At 37.1% G+C, this 19,506-nt stretch carries 19 protein-coding genes; 10 read left to right on the top strand and 9 right to left on the bottom strand.

Going from position 1 to position 19,506, the window contains the following annotated elements; genetic code table 11:
* Positions 1-680: 680 nt before the first annotated feature.
* Positions 681-3,749 (bottom strand): efflux RND transporter permease subunit, encoded by a 3,069-nt coding sequence (locus tag V7137_RS08770; RefSeq protein ID WP_335697725.1) that lies wholly within the window; start codon positions 3,747-3,749, stop codon positions 681-683.
* 377 nt (positions 3,750-4,126) lie between these two features.
* On the opposite strand from V7137_RS08770, the gene V7137_RS08775 reads away from it, so the two are divergent.
* The 3 genes from V7137_RS08775 to V7137_RS08785 all read left to right on the top strand — a co-directional run bounded on the left by V7137_RS08775 (position 4,127) and on the right by V7137_RS08785 (position 7,297).
* Positions 4,127-5,080 carry an L-lactate dehydrogenase gene (locus V7137_RS08775; RefSeq protein ID WP_335697726.1) on the top strand — a complete coding sequence of 318 codons (954 nt, stop codon included), beginning with the start codon at positions 4,127-4,129 and terminating at the stop codon, positions 5,078-5,080.
* A gap of 60 nt (positions 5,081-5,140) precedes the next feature.
* Positions 5,141-6,382 carry an MFS transporter gene (locus V7137_RS08780; RefSeq protein WP_335697727.1) on the top strand — a complete coding sequence of 414 codons (1,242 nt, stop codon included), beginning with the start codon at positions 5,141-5,143 and terminating at the stop codon, positions 6,380-6,382.
* A 255-nt stretch (positions 6,383-6,637) separates the two neighbouring features.
* Positions 6,638-7,297, top strand: a complete 660-nt coding sequence (locus V7137_RS08785) for a DUF6944 family repetitive protein (protein WP_335697728.1) — start codon at positions 6,638-6,640, stop codon at positions 7,295-7,297.
* A 126-nt stretch (positions 7,298-7,423) separates the two neighbouring features.
* On the opposite strand, the gene V7137_RS08790 is transcribed toward V7137_RS08785, so the two are convergent.
* Complete coding sequence (locus V7137_RS08790; RefSeq protein ID WP_335697729.1) at positions 7,424-7,840, bottom strand: DUF1284 domain-containing protein; 417 nt, start codon at positions 7,838-7,840, stop codon at positions 7,424-7,426.
* A 317-nt stretch (positions 7,841-8,157) separates the two neighbouring features.
* Between V7137_RS08790 and V7137_RS08795 the strand changes: the two genes are divergently transcribed.
* Positions 8,158-8,700, top strand: a complete 543-nt coding sequence (locus tag V7137_RS08795) for a CBO0543 family protein (protein WP_335697730.1) — start codon at positions 8,158-8,160, stop codon at positions 8,698-8,700.
* A gap of 147 nt (positions 8,701-8,847) precedes the next feature.
* On the opposite strand, the gene V7137_RS08800 is transcribed toward V7137_RS08795, so the two are convergent.
* The 4 genes from V7137_RS08800 to V7137_RS08815 form a co-directional block, all read right to left on the bottom strand.
* A complete protein-coding gene (locus V7137_RS08800; protein ID WP_335697731.1) occupies positions 8,848-9,318 on the bottom strand; it encodes a DinB family protein in 471 nt (156 codons plus the stop codon).
* A gap of 343 nt (positions 9,319-9,661) precedes the next feature.
* On the bottom strand, positions 9,662-10,501 hold the full coding sequence (locus tag V7137_RS08805; RefSeq protein ID WP_335697732.1) for a MerR family transcriptional regulator: 840 nt from the start codon (positions 10,499-10,501) through the stop codon (positions 9,662-9,664).
* A gap of 81 nt (positions 10,502-10,582) precedes the next feature.
* Positions 10,583-11,749 (bottom strand): multidrug efflux MFS transporter NorA, encoded by a 1,167-nt coding sequence (gene norA, locus V7137_RS08810; RefSeq protein WP_335697733.1) that lies wholly within the window; start codon positions 11,747-11,749, stop codon positions 10,583-10,585.
* A gap of 186 nt (positions 11,750-11,935) precedes the next feature.
* On the bottom strand, positions 11,936-12,445 hold the full coding sequence (locus tag V7137_RS08815) for a DUF2179 domain-containing protein (RefSeq protein WP_335384358.1): 510 nt from the start codon (positions 12,443-12,445) through the stop codon (positions 11,936-11,938).
* A gap of 346 nt (positions 12,446-12,791) precedes the next feature.
* Between V7137_RS08815 and V7137_RS08820 the strand changes: the two genes are divergently transcribed.
* Entirely contained in the window at positions 12,792-15,107 is a 2,316-nt protein-coding gene (locus tag V7137_RS08820; protein ID WP_335697734.1) for a xanthine dehydrogenase family protein molybdopterin-binding subunit, read from the top strand.
* A 224-nt stretch (positions 15,108-15,331) separates the two neighbouring features.
* Here V7137_RS08820 and V7137_RS08825 read toward each other — a convergent pair whose 3' ends face one another.
* The 3 genes from V7137_RS08825 to V7137_RS08835 form a co-directional block, all read right to left on the bottom strand.
* A complete protein-coding gene (locus tag V7137_RS08825; RefSeq protein WP_335697735.1) occupies positions 15,332-15,481 on the bottom strand; it encodes a YjcZ family sporulation protein in 150 nt (49 codons plus the stop codon).
* A gap of 28 nt (positions 15,482-15,509) precedes the next feature.
* Complete coding sequence (locus tag V7137_RS08830) at positions 15,510-15,620, bottom strand: YjcZ family sporulation protein (RefSeq protein ID WP_335697736.1); 111 nt, start codon at positions 15,618-15,620, stop codon at positions 15,510-15,512.
* Positions 15,621-16,204: 584 nt separating this feature from the next.
* Positions 16,205-16,744: a helix-turn-helix domain-containing protein gene (locus V7137_RS08835; protein ID WP_335697737.1), complete on the bottom strand. Its 540-nt coding sequence runs from the start codon at positions 16,742-16,744 to the stop codon at positions 16,205-16,207.
* A gap of 124 nt (positions 16,745-16,868) precedes the next feature.
* On the opposite strand from V7137_RS08835, the gene V7137_RS08840 reads away from it, so the two are divergent.
* The 5 genes from V7137_RS08840 (at position 16,869) to V7137_RS08860 (ending at position 19,496) form a co-directional block, all read left to right on the top strand.
* The gene (locus V7137_RS08840; protein ID WP_335697738.1) at positions 16,869-17,108 is read left to right on the top strand and encodes a PLD nuclease N-terminal domain-containing protein; all 240 of its coding nucleotides are present in this window, start codon (positions 16,869-16,871) and stop codon (positions 17,106-17,108) included.
* Complete coding sequence (locus tag V7137_RS08845) at positions 17,105-18,004, top strand: ABC transporter ATP-binding protein (RefSeq protein ID WP_335697739.1); 900 nt, start codon at positions 17,105-17,107, stop codon at positions 18,002-18,004. The genes V7137_RS08840 and V7137_RS08845 overlap by 4 nt, the downstream gene beginning before the upstream one ends.
* Before the next feature lie 2 nt (positions 18,005-18,006).
* Complete coding sequence (locus V7137_RS08850) at positions 18,007-18,795, top strand: ABC transporter permease (protein WP_335697740.1); 789 nt, start codon at positions 18,007-18,009, stop codon at positions 18,793-18,795.
* Positions 18,796-19,035: 240 nt separating this feature from the next.
* Positions 19,036-19,185 (top strand): hypothetical protein, encoded by a 150-nt coding sequence (locus V7137_RS08855; protein ID WP_335697741.1) that lies wholly within the window; start codon positions 19,036-19,038, stop codon positions 19,183-19,185.
* A gap of 164 nt (positions 19,186-19,349) precedes the next feature.
* Complete coding sequence (locus tag V7137_RS08860) at positions 19,350-19,496, top strand: hypothetical protein (RefSeq protein WP_193747805.1); 147 nt, start codon at positions 19,350-19,352, stop codon at positions 19,494-19,496.
* The last annotated feature ends 10 nt before the right edge of the window (positions 19,497-19,506 follow it).

Raw genomic sequence — 19,506 nt, forward strand, 5'->3', positions numbered from 1 at the left:
GTTATTATATAGAATCTCTTTCGCTATGTCAATATAATATTTTAACTTTTTTTCGCTATCACTTTAGCAATTAATACTACTGCTAAAAGCGACTTCCTTATAATAGCACCATCGATTTAATTACGCAATAGAGAATTTAACTTTTTTTACGAAAAATTTATTCCCTTAAAAACCTTTATTGAGATAGCAATATCCTTATAGCCCAGATCCCAAATTCGAGTCCATATGCATTCAGCGAATGAATATATAATAATTTTGAATAAATCACTTAGTAGATAAGAAGACCTATAAAAAAGTCACTTTAAAAATATTAAGATAGTAACTCTTTTAAGATGTAAGAGCTCCTGCCTTTAATAACCGCGTTTTAAGAAGAAATTCTATTCCGACATAACAACATGATTCTAGATTTATCCATTCAATGAGCGAATTTCCCGGTTTAATGAGCGGATTTTGGTCTTTTATGGGCGAATCTAGCGTTTCAATGGGCGAATTTAAAATCAGCAGTCTTTCAGAAAAGAGCGTCGATTTAGTACAAAAAAGAGAGAAGTGTTATACCACTTCCCTCCTGCAACCTCTACCATCCGACTGGTGGTTGTCAATGTTGGTTATTTGCACAAACCACCCTATTACTTGCCACGGTGCAGTGTGGTTTTCTTATGTGTGGTGTCAGGCACCGGAATCTACGCCGTCTCCCTCTCCCCGCCAGCATCCAGCTTCCTCTTCCCAATTCTACCTTTAATAGACTTCATAACATGGTACGTAGTCGGTACTATAACCAAGGTTAATAGGGTCGATGTCAATAATCCTGAAATGACCACAATGGCTAGTGATCTTGATATTAAGCCGCCTTCACTAGATAGAGCCAATGGTAATAACGCACCAATGGTGGCAAGGGCCGTCATGAGAATCGGACGAAGACGAGTTTTTCCTGCTTCAAGTAAAGCTGCTTTGACCTCCATGCCTTTCTTTTCATTTTGTTTCACTCGCTCCATTAATACAATCGCATTCGTAACAACAATACCTATTAACATCAGAAACCCAACTAATGCAGGCATACCAAGTGCTTGATTAGTAAGATATAACCCTAGTAATCCTCCCGAGAATAAGAAGGGTAACGAAGAGAGGATGGCAACTGGCATTAACATATTCCCAAACGCGACAAGCATCACGATAAATACCAGCACAACGGCAACCGCCATGGCCATCATCATATTCGTAAATCCTTCATTCATCGCTTGTGCTTGACCTTCAGAACGATAATTGACCCCTTTTGGTAAATCGATAGTCTTCAGTTGTTTATCCACTTCAGCTTGCACACCTGATGAATTATCTGTCGTGATCCGGCCCGTAACCTGCACATATTGCTGCTGGTTTAGACGATACAAAGCGGACGGACTTGGTGCTTTTTTGAGTGTTGCCACTTCTGAGAGGGTTACCTGCTGGCCCATTGGATTGGTCATTTTTTGACTCATAATAGCATCAATAGAATTCACGGAACCACTGTTCAATGACAAATTAACACTCGTTGTTTTCCCCTCTACTTGCATGTCTGCCACAGTATTACCCGAAATGAGCTCCCTTACGTATCCAGCAACCATGATCGGGCTTAACCCTTTTTCAGCTGCTTTTTCATCATCAATTTCAAATTGAAGCTGTTCTTTCACCCCAGAGAGGTTGGATTCCACATTTTCTAAGCCATCAATATTTTTAATTTTATCGGTGATCAGCTTCCCTGCCGTCTCTAAATCTTTGGGATTCCCGCCTTCGACAATTAACGTTAAACCACTTGTTCCAACAATTCCAACTGGAGCAAGCGCCACCTGCATTTGATCGTTAAGATTTTCTACTTCTGTTCTTACCCTTTTTTCAAAATCACTCGTTTGCCCCTTTGAAGTATCATCTTTTAGATCAATCGAAAAACGAATATGTTCCCCATTCACAATCGTTTGTGTATGTTGAATATGCTTTTCCTGTTTTAAAATTTCTTCTATGTCACCCGCAATCAGATTTGCTTTTTCCAGTGAAGTTCCGTCTGGTAAATCGGCTGTTAAGCGATAGGAGACGGCTTTTTCTTGAGGCAAAAAGTTCTTCGGTATCATCGGAACCAATGCCAATGATCCAGCAAACATCAGGATCGCCAACACAATGGTGACAGCCCGTTTCGTTAAGACCCATGACAGTGTGTGCTTATAGGCCTTTTCAAAAAAGGTTTCTTTCACCTCTTTCGGTTTGATGCGAAGTAAAAATAGTTTGGCTAGTAAAGGCACGACGGTCAAAGAAACAATCAGTGAAAACGCTAGTGCCACGATCACCGTGATTCCAAACGGAGCAAAAAAACGGCCGATAATACCTGGAACAAAGGAAAGCGGCCCGAATACGGCAATAGTCGTAAGCGTAGAAGAAGTAATCGCTCCTCCCACTTCTTTGGCAGCCGTAAGAACCATTCTTTCATCACGTTTAGGGCTCGTTAAGGTCCGGCGGTACACATTTTCAATCACAACTATCGAATCATCAATCACACGCCCGACTGCCACCGCAATTCCCGCTAGTGTCATCATGTTTAAGCTGTATCCAAAATATTTCAAGGTGATCATCGATGCTAAAATAGATAACGGAATGGACAGAACAGCCACAATCGTTGCCCTTATATTACGAAGGAATAAAAACGTAACAATCACGGCAAACAAAGTGCCAAGCAACACTTCCCGCAGCATTCCATCGACTGAGGTTTTCACTTCTTTGGATGTATCATATAACTTCGTTAATGTGTATCCAGCTGGAAGTTCTAAATCATCGAGCTTTTCTTTTGCTTGCCCGACCACTTCGACGGAATTGGAGCCTGCTTGTGCTTTCATTTCAACCAGAACCGCTGGCTTTTCATTTAATCGAGTATAAACAGTTTCTTTTTTGTTGCTATAAGAAACAGTGGCGATCTCCGACAAGTTCACTTTTTGGACTCCAATCGGACCTTGAGCCAAAATTTTGATATCTTTTACATCGTTAACCGAATCCAGCTTGAAATCAGCTTGCACATTTAATGTTTTATCATCCACATTGACTTGACCGGCTGGAAATGAAAAATGGTGTGCTAAAAACGTTTGCTTAACAGTTTCATAGGTAATTCCATGCTGCTTCATTTTTTCAGGATCAAGCTTTACCGCTACTTCCTTTTCCGTTTCACCCGAAATATCAATCGTTCCAACTCCATCGATTCCGGTCAATGCTGGCTTAATCCGTTCATTGATGTATTCTGTCAGATCGGATTGATTGGCTGTATTCGATGAAAGAGCAAACGTAAATACAGGCATGGCAGATGGACCGTCTTTTAGGACTACCGGTTTTTCTGCACCTGCCGGCAGTTTAATAGAAGAGACGGCGGTCGTAACATCCTTTTCCGCTTCATCCATATCCTTGCTCATCTCAAATTCAAGAATCCCCACGACCATATTGCTGTGTGATTCAATGTACAAATTATCGAGTTTCTTTATTCCCGATAAGGTGGCTTCTAACGGCTTGCCAATATCCTCTAACCCCTGTTCTGGCGTAGCTCCAAGATAGGGTACCTGTACGATCATATAAGGAATGTCGACATTAGGCATTGATTCCATCTTCATGGTTTTAACTGAATAAATTCCCCCTGCTATCACCATTAACATGGCGATAAAAATAACCCCGGCATTCTTTAATGAAAACTTAATCCATGATTGCATTTCTCTTTTCCCCTCCGTTAACTGTACATTCTTTTTCATTCTAACTACTTTCTCAACCTACTAAACTTGTTTTCTGGTTCTTTTTACCTTTTTTATTATAGATTTTCCATCTAACTGCCAACATCGGGCAGTTGGTGTAATCTTAGCTACGACCTGAGACCTACAAGATTTTCCAACAGGGCTTAGTTTAGAGAAGAATCGATTAGAAAGTCATACGGAAAGAAAAAGAACAATCCACATGGCATTTTAATTGTAAAGGCTTTCACAGGAGAATTCATTTTACTGTCACATTTATTGTGAAAAGATTCACAAACTAGTGATATACTAACACCATCAACTTATTAATTAGCAATAAATCACTACTTCGGTAGAGATTCCTATTTAAAAAAATTCACCATAAAAAGGAGATTACCATCATGGATAACAGAAATAAAAAAGTTAATCGGGTTGTCTTAATTGGAACAGGTGCAGTTGGTTGTAGCTATGCTTATTCAATGATCAATCAAGGAGTTGCGGAAGAGTTAGTTCTCATTGATGTGAATGAGGCAAAATCAGAAGGCGAAGCGATGGATCTTAACCACGGTATCCCGTTTGCTCCATCACCTATCAAGGTATGGAGTGGTTCATATCAAGATTGTGAACAAGCGGACTTAGTTGTGATTACAGCAGGATTAGCTCAAAAACCTGGTGAAACCCGTTTAGACTTAGTGGAAAAGAACACGAGGATCTTTAAACAAATCGTAAAAAACATTATGGCAAGTGGATTTGACGGCATCTTCTTGGTCGCAACAAACCCAGTCGATATTTTAACCTATGTGACCTGGAAAGAGTCCGGGCTGCCAAAAGAACGTGTGATTGGTTCTGGTACCGTATTAGATTCTGCACGTCTCCGCTTTGCACTTGGTCAGCATTACAACATGGACACAAGAAATGTTCATGCTTATATCATTGGAGAACATGGCGATACAGAACTTCCTGTTTGGAGTCGTGCCTCAGTGGGTGTGGAAAGACTTGAAGAAATTTCAGCAGGGAAAAACGAAGTAAACAAAGATTACTTAGAAGAAATTTTCGTTAATGTCCGTGATGCCGCTTATCACATTATTGAACGAAAAGGTGCAACGTACTATGGAATTGGAATGTCCCTTGTTCGAATTACGAAGGCGATTTTAAATAATGAAAACTGTATCTTGACTGTTTCCTCTTATCTAGATGGACAATATGGAGAAAATGATGTGTTTATCGGTGTGCCTGCTGTCATTAACCGTGGAGGGATCCGTGAAGTCCTTGAAATTGAACTAAATGAAAAGGAAAAGGAACAATTTAGCCACTCAGTTAAAGTATTAAAAGAAACCATGAAACCAGTAATCTAAGAATTGGTTTAACACTCGATTTTCACATTAAAACTTCTCGTATCGAGATGAAAATCACTAATGAAAGCAGATGAAAATATGGAAACGATGAATCATACAAAAAAAGGTTATTTTATGATGGCTGTTTTATGGCTGGCCTATGTAACCTTTGCCATGAACTGGGTGGCGGGTTCTTCATTGACACCGCAAATAACTGAAACGTTTTTCGGTGGACCGGTGGATCCTATTATATCTCAATTAGTGAATTATTCTATTACGACAGCTCGTGTATTTGCCAACATATTAGCTGCGGTTGTGCTCATGAAATTAGGACCTAGAAAAGCGGCAGGTATCGCGATTGGGCTTTTAATGATGGGACTTGTCGCGATCTATCTACCAAATTATTGGGCCTATACAGCAGCAAGGATGGTCATGGCCGTAGGGGGCTCAATGGTTATTGTCTATATGAATCCCGTCGTAGCACACTATGTCAAAAATTCAAACATAAAGTTGCGCATTAATGCTGCCAATACAGTGGCCTATAATGCGGGTGCCTTTATTGTGGCTGTCTTATTTACGATTTTTGCCAAGCAAATGGTGGCCAACTGGCGTCTCACGTTAACGTTCTTTGCTTCTTTAACAATTTTGTTTTTTATCGGCTGGCTTTGGAAAGCAGAGACCTTTGAAACAAAAGAAACGGATGGAAAAGCTGAAAAGTATGGATATAAAGACGCTCTCAAGGACGGATTTCTTTGGCGCTATGGCCTGGCGTTTGCTTCCTTTTTAACCTTATATGTTTTATCATTAGTGAGCTTTAAAGCGATTTTCGATCAATATACATTGTTAAATGGCTCTGCTACGAATCTGCTAATCTCAGGTTTTGGTATTCTTGGGACATTCGCAGGGATTCGAATCGGGAATAAAGGGGTACCGCGGAAGCCGACTCTCCTGTTCTCAGGAATGATCATGGTTGGGACTTTTGCCATTGCCATTGCTTTTGCAAATAAAATTCCACTTCTATCCTACGCACTTATTTCGATATCGGGATTGGCAATGTATATACAATACCCAATCTTTTTGAATCTTCCACATGAGTTAAAAGGGATGACTCCACAAAGATTGACGATTATGTTCGGACTATTCTGGGCGATCGCTTATGCGGGCCAAACCATTGCTACCATTGTCTGGAGTTTTATTTTAGGCTCTTCCGGATACACGCCGGCAATGATATTCTTTATTGCTGTCTCCAGTTTGTACATCTTTTTGGTGGCGACCTTCCCAGAAACACGACAACAGGTAGCGGTGATAAAGAAAGCAGCATAAAAAGTGTTACTAACACTCCTCAACCCCTAACTTCAGGGTGATGGTTGTTGTTGTAAATAATTTTTCAGAACCACCCTTTTGCTTGGGGTGGTTTTCTTGTAAAGGACTACTAAAGAGAAACCATAATATAAACCCGTATTGAGGACATCTCATCCGATTTCTTAATCCAAGATGTCCCGATTTGTAGGACCCTGTAAACCAATCCACTTTCATGAATAACATATTATTACCTCGATGAAGGAGCGTTTTAGGAAAATGGATTTTCAAGGAGAAGACCTTGTCATTGCAGGAAAATGGATACTTGGTGTTGGCTCACTAATTGATGCAATCGGGCAAACCCAGCAAAGTTTGTCAGGGAGCGATCTGGGTAAAGATTTAATCGCAAAAGGAAATGGGATTGAAGCTTTCGGAAATTCCTTACAAGCCATCGGGAGAACGAAGCTGTTAACACCAAAGAGGGAACTATCAACAATATACACCATCTTAGGTGCCTGGCTTCAGGCCACTGGTAATACTACGAATGCAGTTGGTATAGATATTGAATTATCCGGCTCAGAAGAGGAAGGAACATTGGTGGATACCCTTGGCAGCGGAATACAAGGCCTTGGTGCAGCTTTTGAAGCTGTAGGTGCATCCCTTTTAGAAGAATCAGACTTTAGGAATCTTACCATATTGGGGGGAGGTTTCATTGCTTTAGGCTCTTTTTTAGGATCAATCGGTAATATCTATGTTTTAAACGATAAAAATGTAATCGGGGAACAAATTTTATTGGTTGGCAGCTGGTTTCAGGTTCTTGGTTCCTTTTTGTTAATTCATGCCGTTACCATTGAGTTCGAATCCAAACCACCCTTAAAAAATGAAAACGGCTATTATCCCTATTCTTATCATTCCGGATATAGCGATCTTCTAGTTTAGTAGTGTGCAAAAACAAATCATTAATAAATAGGTGATGAAAGGAGACAACATCGCCCTTTGTTATTGAGCTGACGAGTGCACAGTTTAAGCATTTCACAACGGACCTGTTTACTAAAGGGGGAAGGCTTATTTAACTTCCCTTAACCCCTTCCCTTCAAGAATCTCTTGAATTCCTTCTTCACAAACTCCGTATGACCTCCAGGAACAAGATTTACACACAATTTGAATATCGGAGGGGACGATATACTTTCGGATGAGCGACTCAATGTCCTCCCAATTTAGAATTTGTCCGACTTTAAGTCCTAATTTCTCTATAATCGCAGCATCTCTTTCATAAATGTTGTCGTCTTGGCAGTGGTATTCACCTGAGTTTGGGTACTTTTCACACAACTGATCGGGACCCTTAACAAGTTGAATCCTCGTCTTGGGATGGTCTCTCAAAGTTTGATGCAGACGTGTCATATTTTCCACGTATTCTTGGGAATAGCCCATTCCCCGATAGCCCAAAAGGCAAAAAAGATGGTGACCTCGCAGCTTATACATAATTCCCCTCCATTTCGACAGGTTTGATTAAATATAAATGTTAACCAAAACAATTAACAAGTTAACAAAGTCTTAATTATCATAACATATCTCACCTCATCAATTGGGAACTTTTTATTCACTAACGGATAACAATACTTAAGATGACCCTGCTCAATCATTAACAAAAGAGGAGACCTTCTTATCCTCTCTTATATTCTCTGTAGTTTGGAAATCTAAAATTTATTCGCTGGTTAGATAGAAAGAAACAGTATAATTCTGGGAAAAGCGGTTAATTTAATGAAAGGATATCAGATGATGAAGAAAGAGGAATAAAAATGTACACTCAAATTGACAAAATGGGTAGCAGATTTAATTCATTACAAAGAGAAATATGGCTCCATCAGGATTTATTTAGTCCTGGATGGTGGAGTATTGTAATCATAAATGTCTTATTTCTTATTTTGTTCATATTATTAATTGACCGTTATAGAATGTTGTTAATTTCTTTTGTTTTTATGGTAAATTTTGTAATCGTGGGACTTGCTAATGAATTTGGCTCAAATTTTGATTTTTGGAGTTATCCTCATCAGTTTGTTGTTTTTACTCACCGTTTTAATGCGGTAGATTTTGCTGTGGTTCCTGTTATTATGTCTTTGATATACCAATTTTTTAGTAGATGGAAAGCTTATTTTTTCGCTACTATTGTAATGTCAGCTATTATGAGTTTCATTGGTGTTCCTATTTTTGTTTATTTTGGAATGTATAAGTTAGAAAATTGGAACTATGTGTATTCATTTTTAGTTACAGTTTTAATGTTAATAATATCTAAGTTAATCATTGATTTTATAGGGAAAAATGCGAAAAGATATTCACATTAAAGTCTTCAGTTGGGAGAATTATCAATATCACGATGCGAATGTTTTTGTTAGAGGAGCATTAGTTCAAGAATAGAAACTAGTATATTCTCACTAAAAATTTTCTAATTAAAAAGGTGCATCACTATTGTGATTGCACCAATGTAATGGCTAATCCCAGATACGAATTCTTGGAACTCCTGCTGTTCTTAAATAATCCAATAATTGACCAGTATGAACTGACTCATGATAAGCAACACGTAACAGCATGTCACCTAAATCCCTTATGTAACCTGAATCAGAGCGGTCAATCTTTATAATTGCCAGGTCTTCTTCAGTAAAGGACTTAATTGTATCAATGAACTCATTTCGATATGGTTCTGCAAATTCCAATTCTGCTTCTACAGAAGTAAATGGTCTATTTTCGAAAGGGGAATCGAAAACTGATAAACTCCCTCTATTTTTAATTGCCAGGTGGTAATAATGCTCGCTTTCCAGTATGTGTCTAATCATTTCTATGCAATTCATTGCTTCATCATCTGGCTTCCACTGTAGTTTTTCTTTAGGAATAGATGTCCAAACATTTATGCTTCTTCTTCTAACCTCATTAAAGTTTAATATAATTAAATCAATTGAGTTCAAAAAAACCCCTCCTTGGATAGGCATATAATAATTATACACGAATAAACGTTCCTACCAATATATAAGAGGAAAATTTTACATATCTCATAAATCACTGTATTTACGGTGGTTATTTATCTAACGGGTTAAGTTAGTGAAAGAAGGAATAAATATAGAAAAAGGAGAATTTGCTTTTATACTAATGGGAACTCGGGGGAACGTATGAAAAAGAAACGATTGCCTAGTTGGGTAGCTCTCTTTGTTTTTTTGGTGCTTCTTATTATTTATAGTTTGGAACTTTTTTTAACTTCCAAATAAGCCAAACATCCCCTCAAAAGTTTTTCAACTACTGGAATTTTATCTATTAAAAATCGTTCACCCGCACCCTCATTTCGATCAGAAATTCTTCTTGTTGATTAAAAGAATGAATGTATATTAAGGACTCGTATATATCACTGATAACCGTTAATTGATGGAACTCCACATAATGAATTAGTTTTTGTAAGTATAAAAAATAATCTTCTATTGAAACACTTTTAAATGTTATACATACGTATTTACCTTTTGGAATTTTTGCAACTTCCGTATCTTGCATAAGTAAAGAAATCTGTTTATTCGTTAAAACAGGTGTAAATAAATATCGATAAGTTACCTCTTTTATATCTTTATAAGGCAGATAGGTGAAAATGGCACCATACCCATTGTTTCGAAATCCTTCTGTTGATGCAGCAAATTTCTTCAATTTACTGTATGAAGCATTTAAAATATTTTTCGGATCAATTCCATCTGCCTTTGTCTGTATAATTTGTAATTCATCTTCATACGAAATAAACACCTCACCAAGTGGTGGATATTCCATCTGCCTTTGCAATCCCCTTTTAGCATTTGCAATAATTTTTTCGATTTCTACTAGAGATTCTATCTTTTTTCTTACAATTTTTTCTTGATCCGTTAAAAAGGCGAAAAAATCATCTCTCTGTAATCCTTGTACTTCCTTCATTTCTTCTAATGGAGTACCAATATATTTTAATGATTTAATTAGATCTAGAATGTGAATTTGTGAGTCTTTATAATACCGATAATTCGTTTCCGGGTCGACAAATGCAGGTTTAAATAAGTTGATTTTATCGTAATAACGAAGGGCCTTAATAGAAATATTCACCAGTTTTGAGACTTCACCTATGGTGTAAAGCTTTTCCTTCATTTCTATCACTTCCTTAATCATAGTGTAGTAAAAGAAGCGTATTCTATTCTGTCATAACAAAGAATTCGCTTTTTTTATTACTTAAGCTGTTCGGTACGCTGACTCTTTCCAAGCTAGGGTTAACCCAATACCTACTGCTAATAAGCATGTCGCAAAATAAAACGGATAGTTCAAATCGATGTCGAATAAAATTCCGCCAATTATTGGTCCAATCACATTGCCGATACTAGTAAACATCGAGTTCATGCCACCAACAAATCCTTGTTCATTGCCTGCAACTTTTGATAAATATGTTGTCACAGCCGGTCGCATTATATCAAATCCAAGAAATACTGTTACCGTAACAAGTAATATCGAAAAGTATGAGTTCACGAGAGTGATTAAAAATACAAGTATCGTCGAGAGAATTAGACTATATCGTATTAAACGAATTTCTCCAATCCATTTCGTAAGACGATCAAATAATGCCACTTGAACAATCGCCCCAACTATACCTCCACCAGCGATCATGATGGCAATATCCTTTGGTGTAAAACCAAATTTATGATCGGCAAATAGAGAAAATAACGATTCAAAGGCTGCTAAACCAAATTGTGAGATTAGAATAACCATAAAAGAAACAAAATACATGGGTGCAAAAATACGATTAAGCCCTGTTTTTTGCCCTCTTACTTCTATATTTTTTTCAGGATTTCGATCTGGCTCATGAATTAAAATAATGGATAAAATGGCTGCCAATACACCTAAGGCTGCTGCAAAGAAAAATGGTAAGCGAGAACCAATCTCTGCTAAAAAACCGCCAACACCAGGTCCAATAATAAAACCTGTTGAAATAGCTGCCGACATATAGCCAAGTGCTTTTGCTCGTGTTTCAACCGTTGTCACATCTGCAATTAATGCTGTTACAGCTGGCATAACGAACGCTGCACTGACACCTCCAAGCATACGGGAGATAAAAAGGACTTCAACCGTTTTTCCAATCCCGAATAAAAACTCTGATAAACTAAAAATGATTAGACCATTAATAATCATTCTTTTACGTCCAAATCGGTCTACCCACCGTCCTGCAATTGGTGAGACAACTAATTGTGTGAAGGCGAAAGCAGCTACCATATAGCCCACAACTGATCCAGATAGATTTAACTCATTCATAATGGAAGGAGTAACTGGAATAACAAGACCAATCCCTAAAAAGACAATGAATAAATTCATCAATACGATAACTAACATCATGTTTTGTTTTTGCATGTAGTTCTTCTCCCTTCACAAGCTTACAAAACATAATGTAAAGCCTCCCCCAAGGGGAGAGTCAACGAATTTTGATTCATATTTTTTAAAGGAAGTGTCAAAATTTAGATAAAGGCTGATACAAACTTTGCGAAAACGGCGTATAAAAAAAGAAAAAACACAACATTTCGTTGTGTTTCCATTCATCTATCGAAGTCGATCCAATAAGAAACCGCCTTTAAATCTTCTTGGCTCATATGAAATAATAAACGCACTAGGTTCAAACTTTTCCACAGTGGCGATTAGTTCATTTTCTCTATTTCTTTTTGTCAATATATCCATTCGATAACGCTCACTGTCTCGGCCTTCACCCGTATATAAAGTAACGCCAAAGCCATTTTGGCGTAATGTGTCTATCAAATTATAATTTTTTTCTTGTGTATTAACCGTTACATTTATATAACCAATAGCTATTTTTTGCTCCAATTTCGTCCCAAGTAAAATTCCTAACCCAAACCCAACTGCATAAACAACCATTGATACAAAATTTTGATCTCCACCAAATACAAGTGAAAGGCCAAAAACATAAATTAACATTTCTGCAATACCTAATATCGATGCTAATGCTGTTATATTTTTAACCAAAAAGATTGTTCGAAGTGTGTAAATTGGTACATAAATCAGTTGTAACAGCAAAATCAAAAGAATCTCTTTCACTTTGGCACCTCTATCGTCATTTATAAATTTCTCTCTATTTTATCTTTTTTAATCTAAATAAAATAGTGTTTTTATTCTTATTTACTTCCCTTCTTTCAATCAGTTAATTTATGAACCTTTTATTTTTTATTTCCCTTCGTATTTATATCTAATCGGATGTAAAAACAATTAAATTTCTAGTGAGTGATGTATCAGATTGGATTCCTCCGTCTAATCATCCACTCATTCAAAGCAGGTATTATTAATCAAATGGTTTATTTCTACGTAGATGTATTTATCTTTATTTACACGAATATTAATTTACTGGGAAAGGTTTCATGAAAACCGACGGGTAGGAGGGATTGACTTGGATGTAATTGGAAAAGGCGTCATTCGTAAAGACGCTTGGGATAAAGTGACAGGAGACGCGAAATACACACATGATTACCAATCAGTCGGGATGCTTTCTTGTACAAAGGTCATCAGTCCATATGGACACGCTAGGATCACTGCGATTGACACGACAGAAGCACTAAAAATACCAGGAGTTAGGGCGATTATCGCAGGAGAACATTTTCCACTTACAGGTGAGACCATTCGCGACCGTCCGCCAATTGCTGTTGATAAGGTCCGTTACCACGGAGAACCAGTTGCATTAGTTGTTGCTGATACTCCTTCACAAGCTAAGAAAGCAGCTAACTTGGTTAAGGTCTCTTATGAATTATTACCTGTAGTAAATTCACCTACACAGGCGTTCCAAAAGAATGCTCCCCTCGTCCATGAGAGGTTAGGCGAATATAAAAAAGAGAAAGGTTCACGCCCGGTTCCGGGTACAAACATTGCAACACTTACTAAAATTCGCAAGGGCAATATGGAAAAAGGATGGTCTGAGAGTGAGGTAACAGTAGAAGCAAGCTATTCCTTTGCCCCTTCAGATCATGCCGCAATGGAAACAAGATGTTCAACTTGTGAAATTTCACGAGATGGAACAATCAATATAATGACCTCATCTCAGGCACCTTATATGGTCAAAACACTGATATCTGAATACTTTGGTGAAGATATAGGGAAAATTGTGGTTCACACGCCGTTTGTTGGAGGAGGCTACGGTGGAAAAGCACCCGTTCAGATTGAAATACTTGCGTACTTGGCATCGAAGGCTGTTGGTGGCCGACCCGTAAAGGTTTTTAATACGCGTGAAGAAGATATCATTACATCTCCATGTCACATTGGTTTGGATGCAACAGTTAAAATTGGGGCTGACCGTAACGGGAAAATTAAAGTTATGGAAATCCTTTATTTGTGGGATGGGGGTGCTTATTCGGATAAAGCAATTGATGTAACGAGATCTGGGGCAGTCGATTGCACAGGACCCTACAATGTGGAGAATTTATGGTGTGATTCATACTGTATGTATACCAATCATCCGTATGCCTCCCCATACAGAGGATTTTCTCATGCCGAGATTTCCTTTGTGATTGAAAGAACACTGGACTTACTCTCACAAAAACTGCAGATGGATCCGCTAGAACTTCGTTATCTAAATGCCATTAGACCAGGAAATACAACACCGACAAGGGTTCCTTTAAATAAAAGCAATTTAGGGGACTTACCACATTGTATTGAGAAAGTAAAACATTTAATTAAATGGGACGAAGGGCCGATTAAAGAGATAAATGAACGTTTTGTTAGAGTAAAAGGCGTAAGCTGCAGTTGGAAAACGTCAACGATTGATGCCAACGCTCCCTCCGGTGTTATTTTAACTTTTAATCGAGATGGTAGTATCAATTTAATGTCAGGTCTTATCGAAATTGGAACTGGAACTAAGACTGTGCTTGCTCAAATTCTCGCCGAGAGACTTAAAATGGATGTCGATAAAATTCATGTCAGAATGGAAGTTGATACCCAGACAATGCCAGAACATTGGAAGACCGTTGCCAGCAGAGGAACATTTATGGCAGGCAGGGCCACCTTAAATGCCGCAGAAGATGTGATTAAGCAATTAAAAGAAGTGGCCTCAAGTGTACTAAGAGCACCGAAAGAAGATTTGGAAGTGGCAAATAGTCGGGTGTTTTTGAGGGATGATCCATCCATTGGTCTCCATTTTAAAGATATTGGTTATGGGTATAAGTATCCAAATGGTAACGCTATTGGTGGTCAAATCATTGGCAGAGGGAATTATATTTTACGCCATATAACGAAATTGGATCCCGAAACTGGAGCCGGGAAGCCTGGTCCGGAGTGGTCTGTTGCGGCTTATGGAGTAGAGGTAGAATTCGATCGTAAAGATTATACTTATCGACTGGTTAATGCTGCTGCGGTGGTGGATGCTGGCAGGGTGCTGAATGAAAAAACAGCATTAGGTCAGGTTATGGGGGCAATGAGCATGGGGCTAGCATTCGCTGGGAGAGAAACATTTTATTTTGATGATTTAGGGAGGGTTTTGAATGCGCAGCTTCGGACGTATCGTCCACTTCGCTATGGTGAGAATCCTAATTACTTGGTTGGATTTGTTGAAAATCCACAGATTGATGCACCATACGGAGCTCGTGGAATAGGAGAACTAGGTTTAATGGGAATGCCTGGAGCACTCGGGAATGCATTGTCCATAGCAGCTGGTGTTTCGCTTCATAATCTTCCCTTAATTCCAGAATTGATTTGGAAAGCAAAGGAGAAGCAATGAGGATAATCGAATGCCCTTAGGGTAATAGGTATAGAAATTATCATCTAAAATAAGGGCTTAATCTGATGATACTTAATATAAACTGATGCATAATCTAGAAGTGAGCATCAGCATACCGCCATACATTTTACTTCCTCAGTGCTTAATTATGTCCATTAAAGCCAAAAAAAGCCCTAAAACAAGGGCTTTTTTATTTGAAAAAATTAGGTTGGATGCTTTTAATTTTAATAAAAGACAGTTGCTCCAATGATAATTAATAAAATAAACAAGACAACGATTAAGGCAAAACCTCCGCCATAACCAAAGCCGCCGCCGTAACCGTAGCCACCGCAGCCACAGCCACCAAAGCCGCCGAATCCTCCATATCCGAACATAAATGTCCCCTCCTTTTAAAGATTAATATTAATAAACGCCTCCGAATCCTCCGCCACAAAAGGACGCTCCTATAATAATAAGAAGGATAAACAATACAACTACTAATGCGAAACCTCCACCTGCTCCTACACCATCCATTTAATAACCTCCTTTACATCTATTCAATACAAAATATGATTAAATCCGAAAGGTGTCAGGGCTCTTGCGAAATACAAAAGCCCAATCTTTACTATTAGAGAAAATCATTAATCGAAACTGCTGCATTATGTAGCGAAAAAAAGACTCCTTAACTCTAAAAAGTGCTTAGTTAAATTAAAAATAAAAAATAAAAAGGCTTAACTACCTTGGTTCTTCATATAAACAGATGCATAATCTAGAAAGTAGCCGCTATAGACCATATTCAAGCATAGACTTAGACCTTAAAACAGGGATAGTCTCCATCAAAAAAAGCCCTTACAAGAAAGGGCTTTTTTTAACTATTCATAGAAACTAATTACAGCACCTACATAATTGATACGAATTAGCCTTTGGGAGTAAGGTAGGTTAAAGGGAAGAAGTTAAGTTTGTGAAGAAATGTACTTAAAGTAACGGGTGCGATAGGTGAAACAGAAGCTGAGTGATCAGCTCCTAATTAAAGCTCTTTCCTACGGTGGAGAAGGTTTTTTTGCATAAATAATGGCTCGGAGAATACTCCAAGCCATTGAGGTAAATTATAACTTCAGTTAAGCATCTGGAATAATTGTAAAAGCAATTGTTCGAACCGGAGAATCTATTTTCTTGCTCGTAGTATTGTAGTATTTAGTCAATAAATCGTTTAATTCGTTTTGAAATTGTATAAAGTGTTCCTCATCCATCTTTAATTCTACTACGGAAAAAGCAGCAAGGTCCTCTTCGCAGTTTTGTTCACCTAATTTCTTAAGATAATCTTGATATTGAGTCATAAGTAATAATTGATAATAGGAAAAATAGGTCAATTTTTCCTCGTTAGAAGCTTTTTTCCATTCCTCTACGTCAATTCTTGCCTCTTCTTCATTTAAAGCATAATATTTTTCGGAAACAGATTTCACCTTTTTTTCATTAATAACGTGGATGACACCAGAATCCACCATAGTTTGTATATGCCTATATAGACTTGATTGAGGCACATCTTTAATGATTTTAACCATTTCTAATGGTGTTAGGCCATTTTCTTTATTTCTCATTAATGCTTGGCAAATTTTCATTCTTACTGGATGCATGATAACTTCAATTTTGTTACTCACCATTTCACCACATTCATTGTTTAATTTTAATCTCATTATAAATAATGAGAATAGCTATTGCAACACACCTACAACTAAGTTATCATTATTAAGAATGAGAATGAGATTGAAGGGGATGATGGAAATGAAGTTACACTATGGTCTGGGTGACCTAAAAGATATTGATTTTATGGCTTTTCTACCTATAATAATGCCAGCTATTGTAGTAAGTACGATATTAATTTTATTTGCATTAATTGATTTATACCGACATAGAAAGACAAGAAAGAATGTGCTTCCATGGGCTCTGATTATTCTATTTGCCAATACACTTGGACCGATTCTGTACTTTACCATAGGGAGAAAGGATAGTGAGAGAATATGAAATTAGAAATCAAAAATGTTACGAAAAAATTTAAAGGAAAAATGGCTGTCAATCATTTTTCGATGGAACTGAATTCAGGAGAATGTGTCGGATTAATCGGTCCGAATGGAGCTGGGAAGTCCACATTAATAAAAGTGATTTCAGATATTATCAATTCAGACTCTGGTGAAGTTTTGTTGAATGGGAAAAAAATATCGAAAATGAAAAGGGAAATTGGTTATCTGCCACAGTACCCTAACTTTTTTCATTGGATGACAGCGAAAGAAACTCTTACGTTTATGGGGCAACTTTCTGGAATGCTAAAAGAAGAATTAACAAACTGTATACCTGTAATTTTGGCAAAAGTCGGACTAGAAGGTGAAGAAAACTCAAAAGTCGGCACATTTTCTGGTGGAATGAAACAGAGACTTGGTATTGCACAAGCACTATTACATAAGCCTTCCCTTATTGTCATGGATGAGCCCGTATCTGCATTAGATCCAATTGGTCGAAGAGAAGTGTTAAACCTGATCGAAGAAATAAAGAAAGAAACAACGATTTTATTGTCAACCCATATATTGGGGGATGCTGAAGAAATATGCGAACGATTTGTAATTATTAAAAATGGAACAAAAATAGAAGATACAACAATCACTGAACTGTTAAACCGAAATAACGGAAATAAGCTAAATTTGGAGCTCACATCGAAGGATCAAAAATGGATTGACGTAATAAAAAAATTACCTTATGTGAAGGAAGTCGAGGTCATAGGAAATAAAGTCCAAATAAAAGTTGAAAACATCCAAAAAAACAAAAATATGTTACTGATAAATGCACTCTCTCATGAAGTGGACATCGTAAAATTCGAAATCAATAACGATACTTTAGAAGAAATCTTCTTAAAATTGGTGGTGTAGAAATGAATAATTTTACTGTATTAACAAAAAAAGAATTTGTTCAAATGGTACGTGATTTTAAAGTTATTTGGCTACCGATTGTCTTTCTCTTTTTAGGGATAACTCAGCCAATAGTAACTTTTTATTTGCCATCCATTTTGGAATCTTTAGGAGGAGGAACTGGCATTACAATGGATCCGAATGTGGCAGCTCAAAAAGGAGGAGAAGTACTAGCCACCACGTTAGGGTCCCAATTTGATCAGCTTGGAATGATGATTATTGTGATCTCAATGATGGGGATTATTCAAATAGATAAATCAAATGGTATGTTGGCCTTTATCTTAACACGACCTGTTACTGTTATTTCATATATCGGTGGAAAAATTGTATCAAATTATTTAATAGTAGCTTTTAGTGTAACGATTGGATACCTTTCTTCTTATCTATACGTAAATTATCTTTTCGAAGATGTTCCATTTTTAGACATGATTGCTGCACTATTATTTTATCTTGTATGGGTTCTTTATATCGTATCTTTTACAACGATGATTAGTACTATTTTTCACAGTCAAGGTATTGTCGCACTAATTTCAATTGTTTACCTTTTGGGTTGCAGAATTATTGTCGGTTTGAATCCAGCAATTGATTATGTAAATCCGGCCAGTATGAGTAAACATGCAATGGAATCACTTATCACAGGTTCGGTAAATTTAATCGAAATAGTCAATGTACTACTAACAATTGCTTGTATTTTACTGACAATCTTGGTAGCGAATTATTGGATTGCCAATAAAAAATTTAATCATGAATAAAAACGTAGAGTTGATAAATAGCTCTATTTTTTTTGCCATTTTATTTACGTTTGAATCAGGCAGATATAACCAAATAGTTGTGGAACAAATTCTGATTCAACAAACGAAGCATGTTAGCTTAAGAAGAAACCATTATGAGCAATTAGAATAAAGTTATAAATTAAACACAAAATGAAAAAAGGGAAATAAATATGAAATAAATATCCTAACATAAAAAAGATGATATGTAGGAGTGAAAGCATGGATAAAAACAAAGGGAAAACACAAAATGTTTCAGGAAGTTTTCAAGTGATTGAAGATGACCGAAAAGCAACTATTGAGGAATTGAGAAAAGACAACAAATTAGATGAAGAAACGGAATACTACGCACGAATTTTTATGGAAGAATAGGCGTTTCTTTCAACAACAAGTGGATTGTAATACAAGAAGGGCTGGCTGATATTGCTGGCTTTTTTGTTATTCAACTAAAGTAAGCAGTTTAATTGAAGAAGGATTTTTGCAAATGCAAAGTGAAATATTAGAAACGAAGTGCAAGTTTTAGGGGGAGAAATAAAATGAAAAATCTTATAGATTCATTTTTAGAAGATGAGATTTCTGACCAAGAATACTATGATGGGATTTATGAATTTATCGTTTCTTTTAATATTAGATGCGGCGAATACGAAGGCAACCGCTTTATTATTAAGGCTCTATTCGCATAGATTGTTGTTT

It is taken from the genome of Neobacillus drentensis, from assembly GCF_036962765.1.
GTDB lineage: Bacteria > Bacillota > Bacilli > Bacillales > Cytobacillaceae > Neobacillus > Neobacillus drentensis_C.

What these genes read in the sequence shown, in the direction of transcription:
- V7137_RS08770 (WP_335697725.1), bottom strand. Translation starts at nt 3,749, where the DNA reads ATGAAAAAGAATGTACAGTTAACGGAGGGGAAAAGAGAAATGCAATCA.
- V7137_RS08775 (WP_335697726.1), top strand. Translation starts at nt 4,127, where the DNA reads ATGGATAACAGAAATAAAAAAGTTAATCGGGTTGTCTTAATTGGAACA.
- V7137_RS08780 (WP_335697727.1), top strand. Translation starts at nt 5,141, where the DNA reads ATGAAAGCAGATGAAAATATGGAAACGATGAATCATACAAAAAAAGGT.
- V7137_RS08785 (WP_335697728.1), top strand. Translation starts at nt 6,638, where the DNA reads ATGGATTTTCAAGGAGAAGACCTTGTCATTGCAGGAAAATGGATACTT.
- V7137_RS08790 (WP_335697729.1), bottom strand. Translation starts at nt 7,840, where the DNA reads ATGTATAAGCTGCGAGGTCACCATCTTTTTTGCCTTTTGGGCTATCGG.
- V7137_RS08795 (WP_335697730.1), top strand. Translation starts at nt 8,158, where the DNA reads ATGTACACTCAAATTGACAAAATGGGTAGCAGATTTAATTCATTACAA.
- V7137_RS08805 (WP_335697732.1), bottom strand. Translation starts at nt 10,501, where the DNA reads ATGAAGGAAAAGCTTTACACCATAGGTGAAGTCTCAAAACTGGTGAAT.
- norA (WP_335697733.1), bottom strand. Translation starts at nt 11,749, where the DNA reads ATGCAAAAACAAAACATGATGTTAGTTATCGTATTGATGAATTTATTC.
- V7137_RS08825 (WP_335697735.1), bottom strand. Translation starts at nt 15,481, where the DNA reads ATGTTCGGATATGGAGGATTCGGCGGCTTTGGTGGCTGTGGCTGCGGT.
- V7137_RS08830 (WP_335697736.1), bottom strand. Translation starts at nt 15,620, where the DNA reads ATGGATGGTGTAGGAGCAGGTGGAGGTTTCGCATTAGTAGTTGTATTG.
- V7137_RS08840 (WP_335697738.1), top strand. Translation starts at nt 16,869, where the DNA reads ATGAAGTTACACTATGGTCTGGGTGACCTAAAAGATATTGATTTTATG.
- V7137_RS08845 (WP_335697739.1), top strand. Translation starts at nt 17,105, where the DNA reads ATGAAATTAGAAATCAAAAATGTTACGAAAAAATTTAAAGGAAAAATG.
- V7137_RS08850 (WP_335697740.1), top strand. Translation starts at nt 18,007, where the DNA reads ATGAATAATTTTACTGTATTAACAAAAAAAGAATTTGTTCAAATGGTA.
- V7137_RS08855 (WP_335697741.1), top strand. Translation starts at nt 19,036, where the DNA reads ATGGATAAAAACAAAGGGAAAACACAAAATGTTTCAGGAAGTTTTCAA.
- V7137_RS08860 (WP_193747805.1), top strand. Translation starts at nt 19,350, where the DNA reads ATGAAAAATCTTATAGATTCATTTTTAGAAGATGAGATTTCTGACCAA.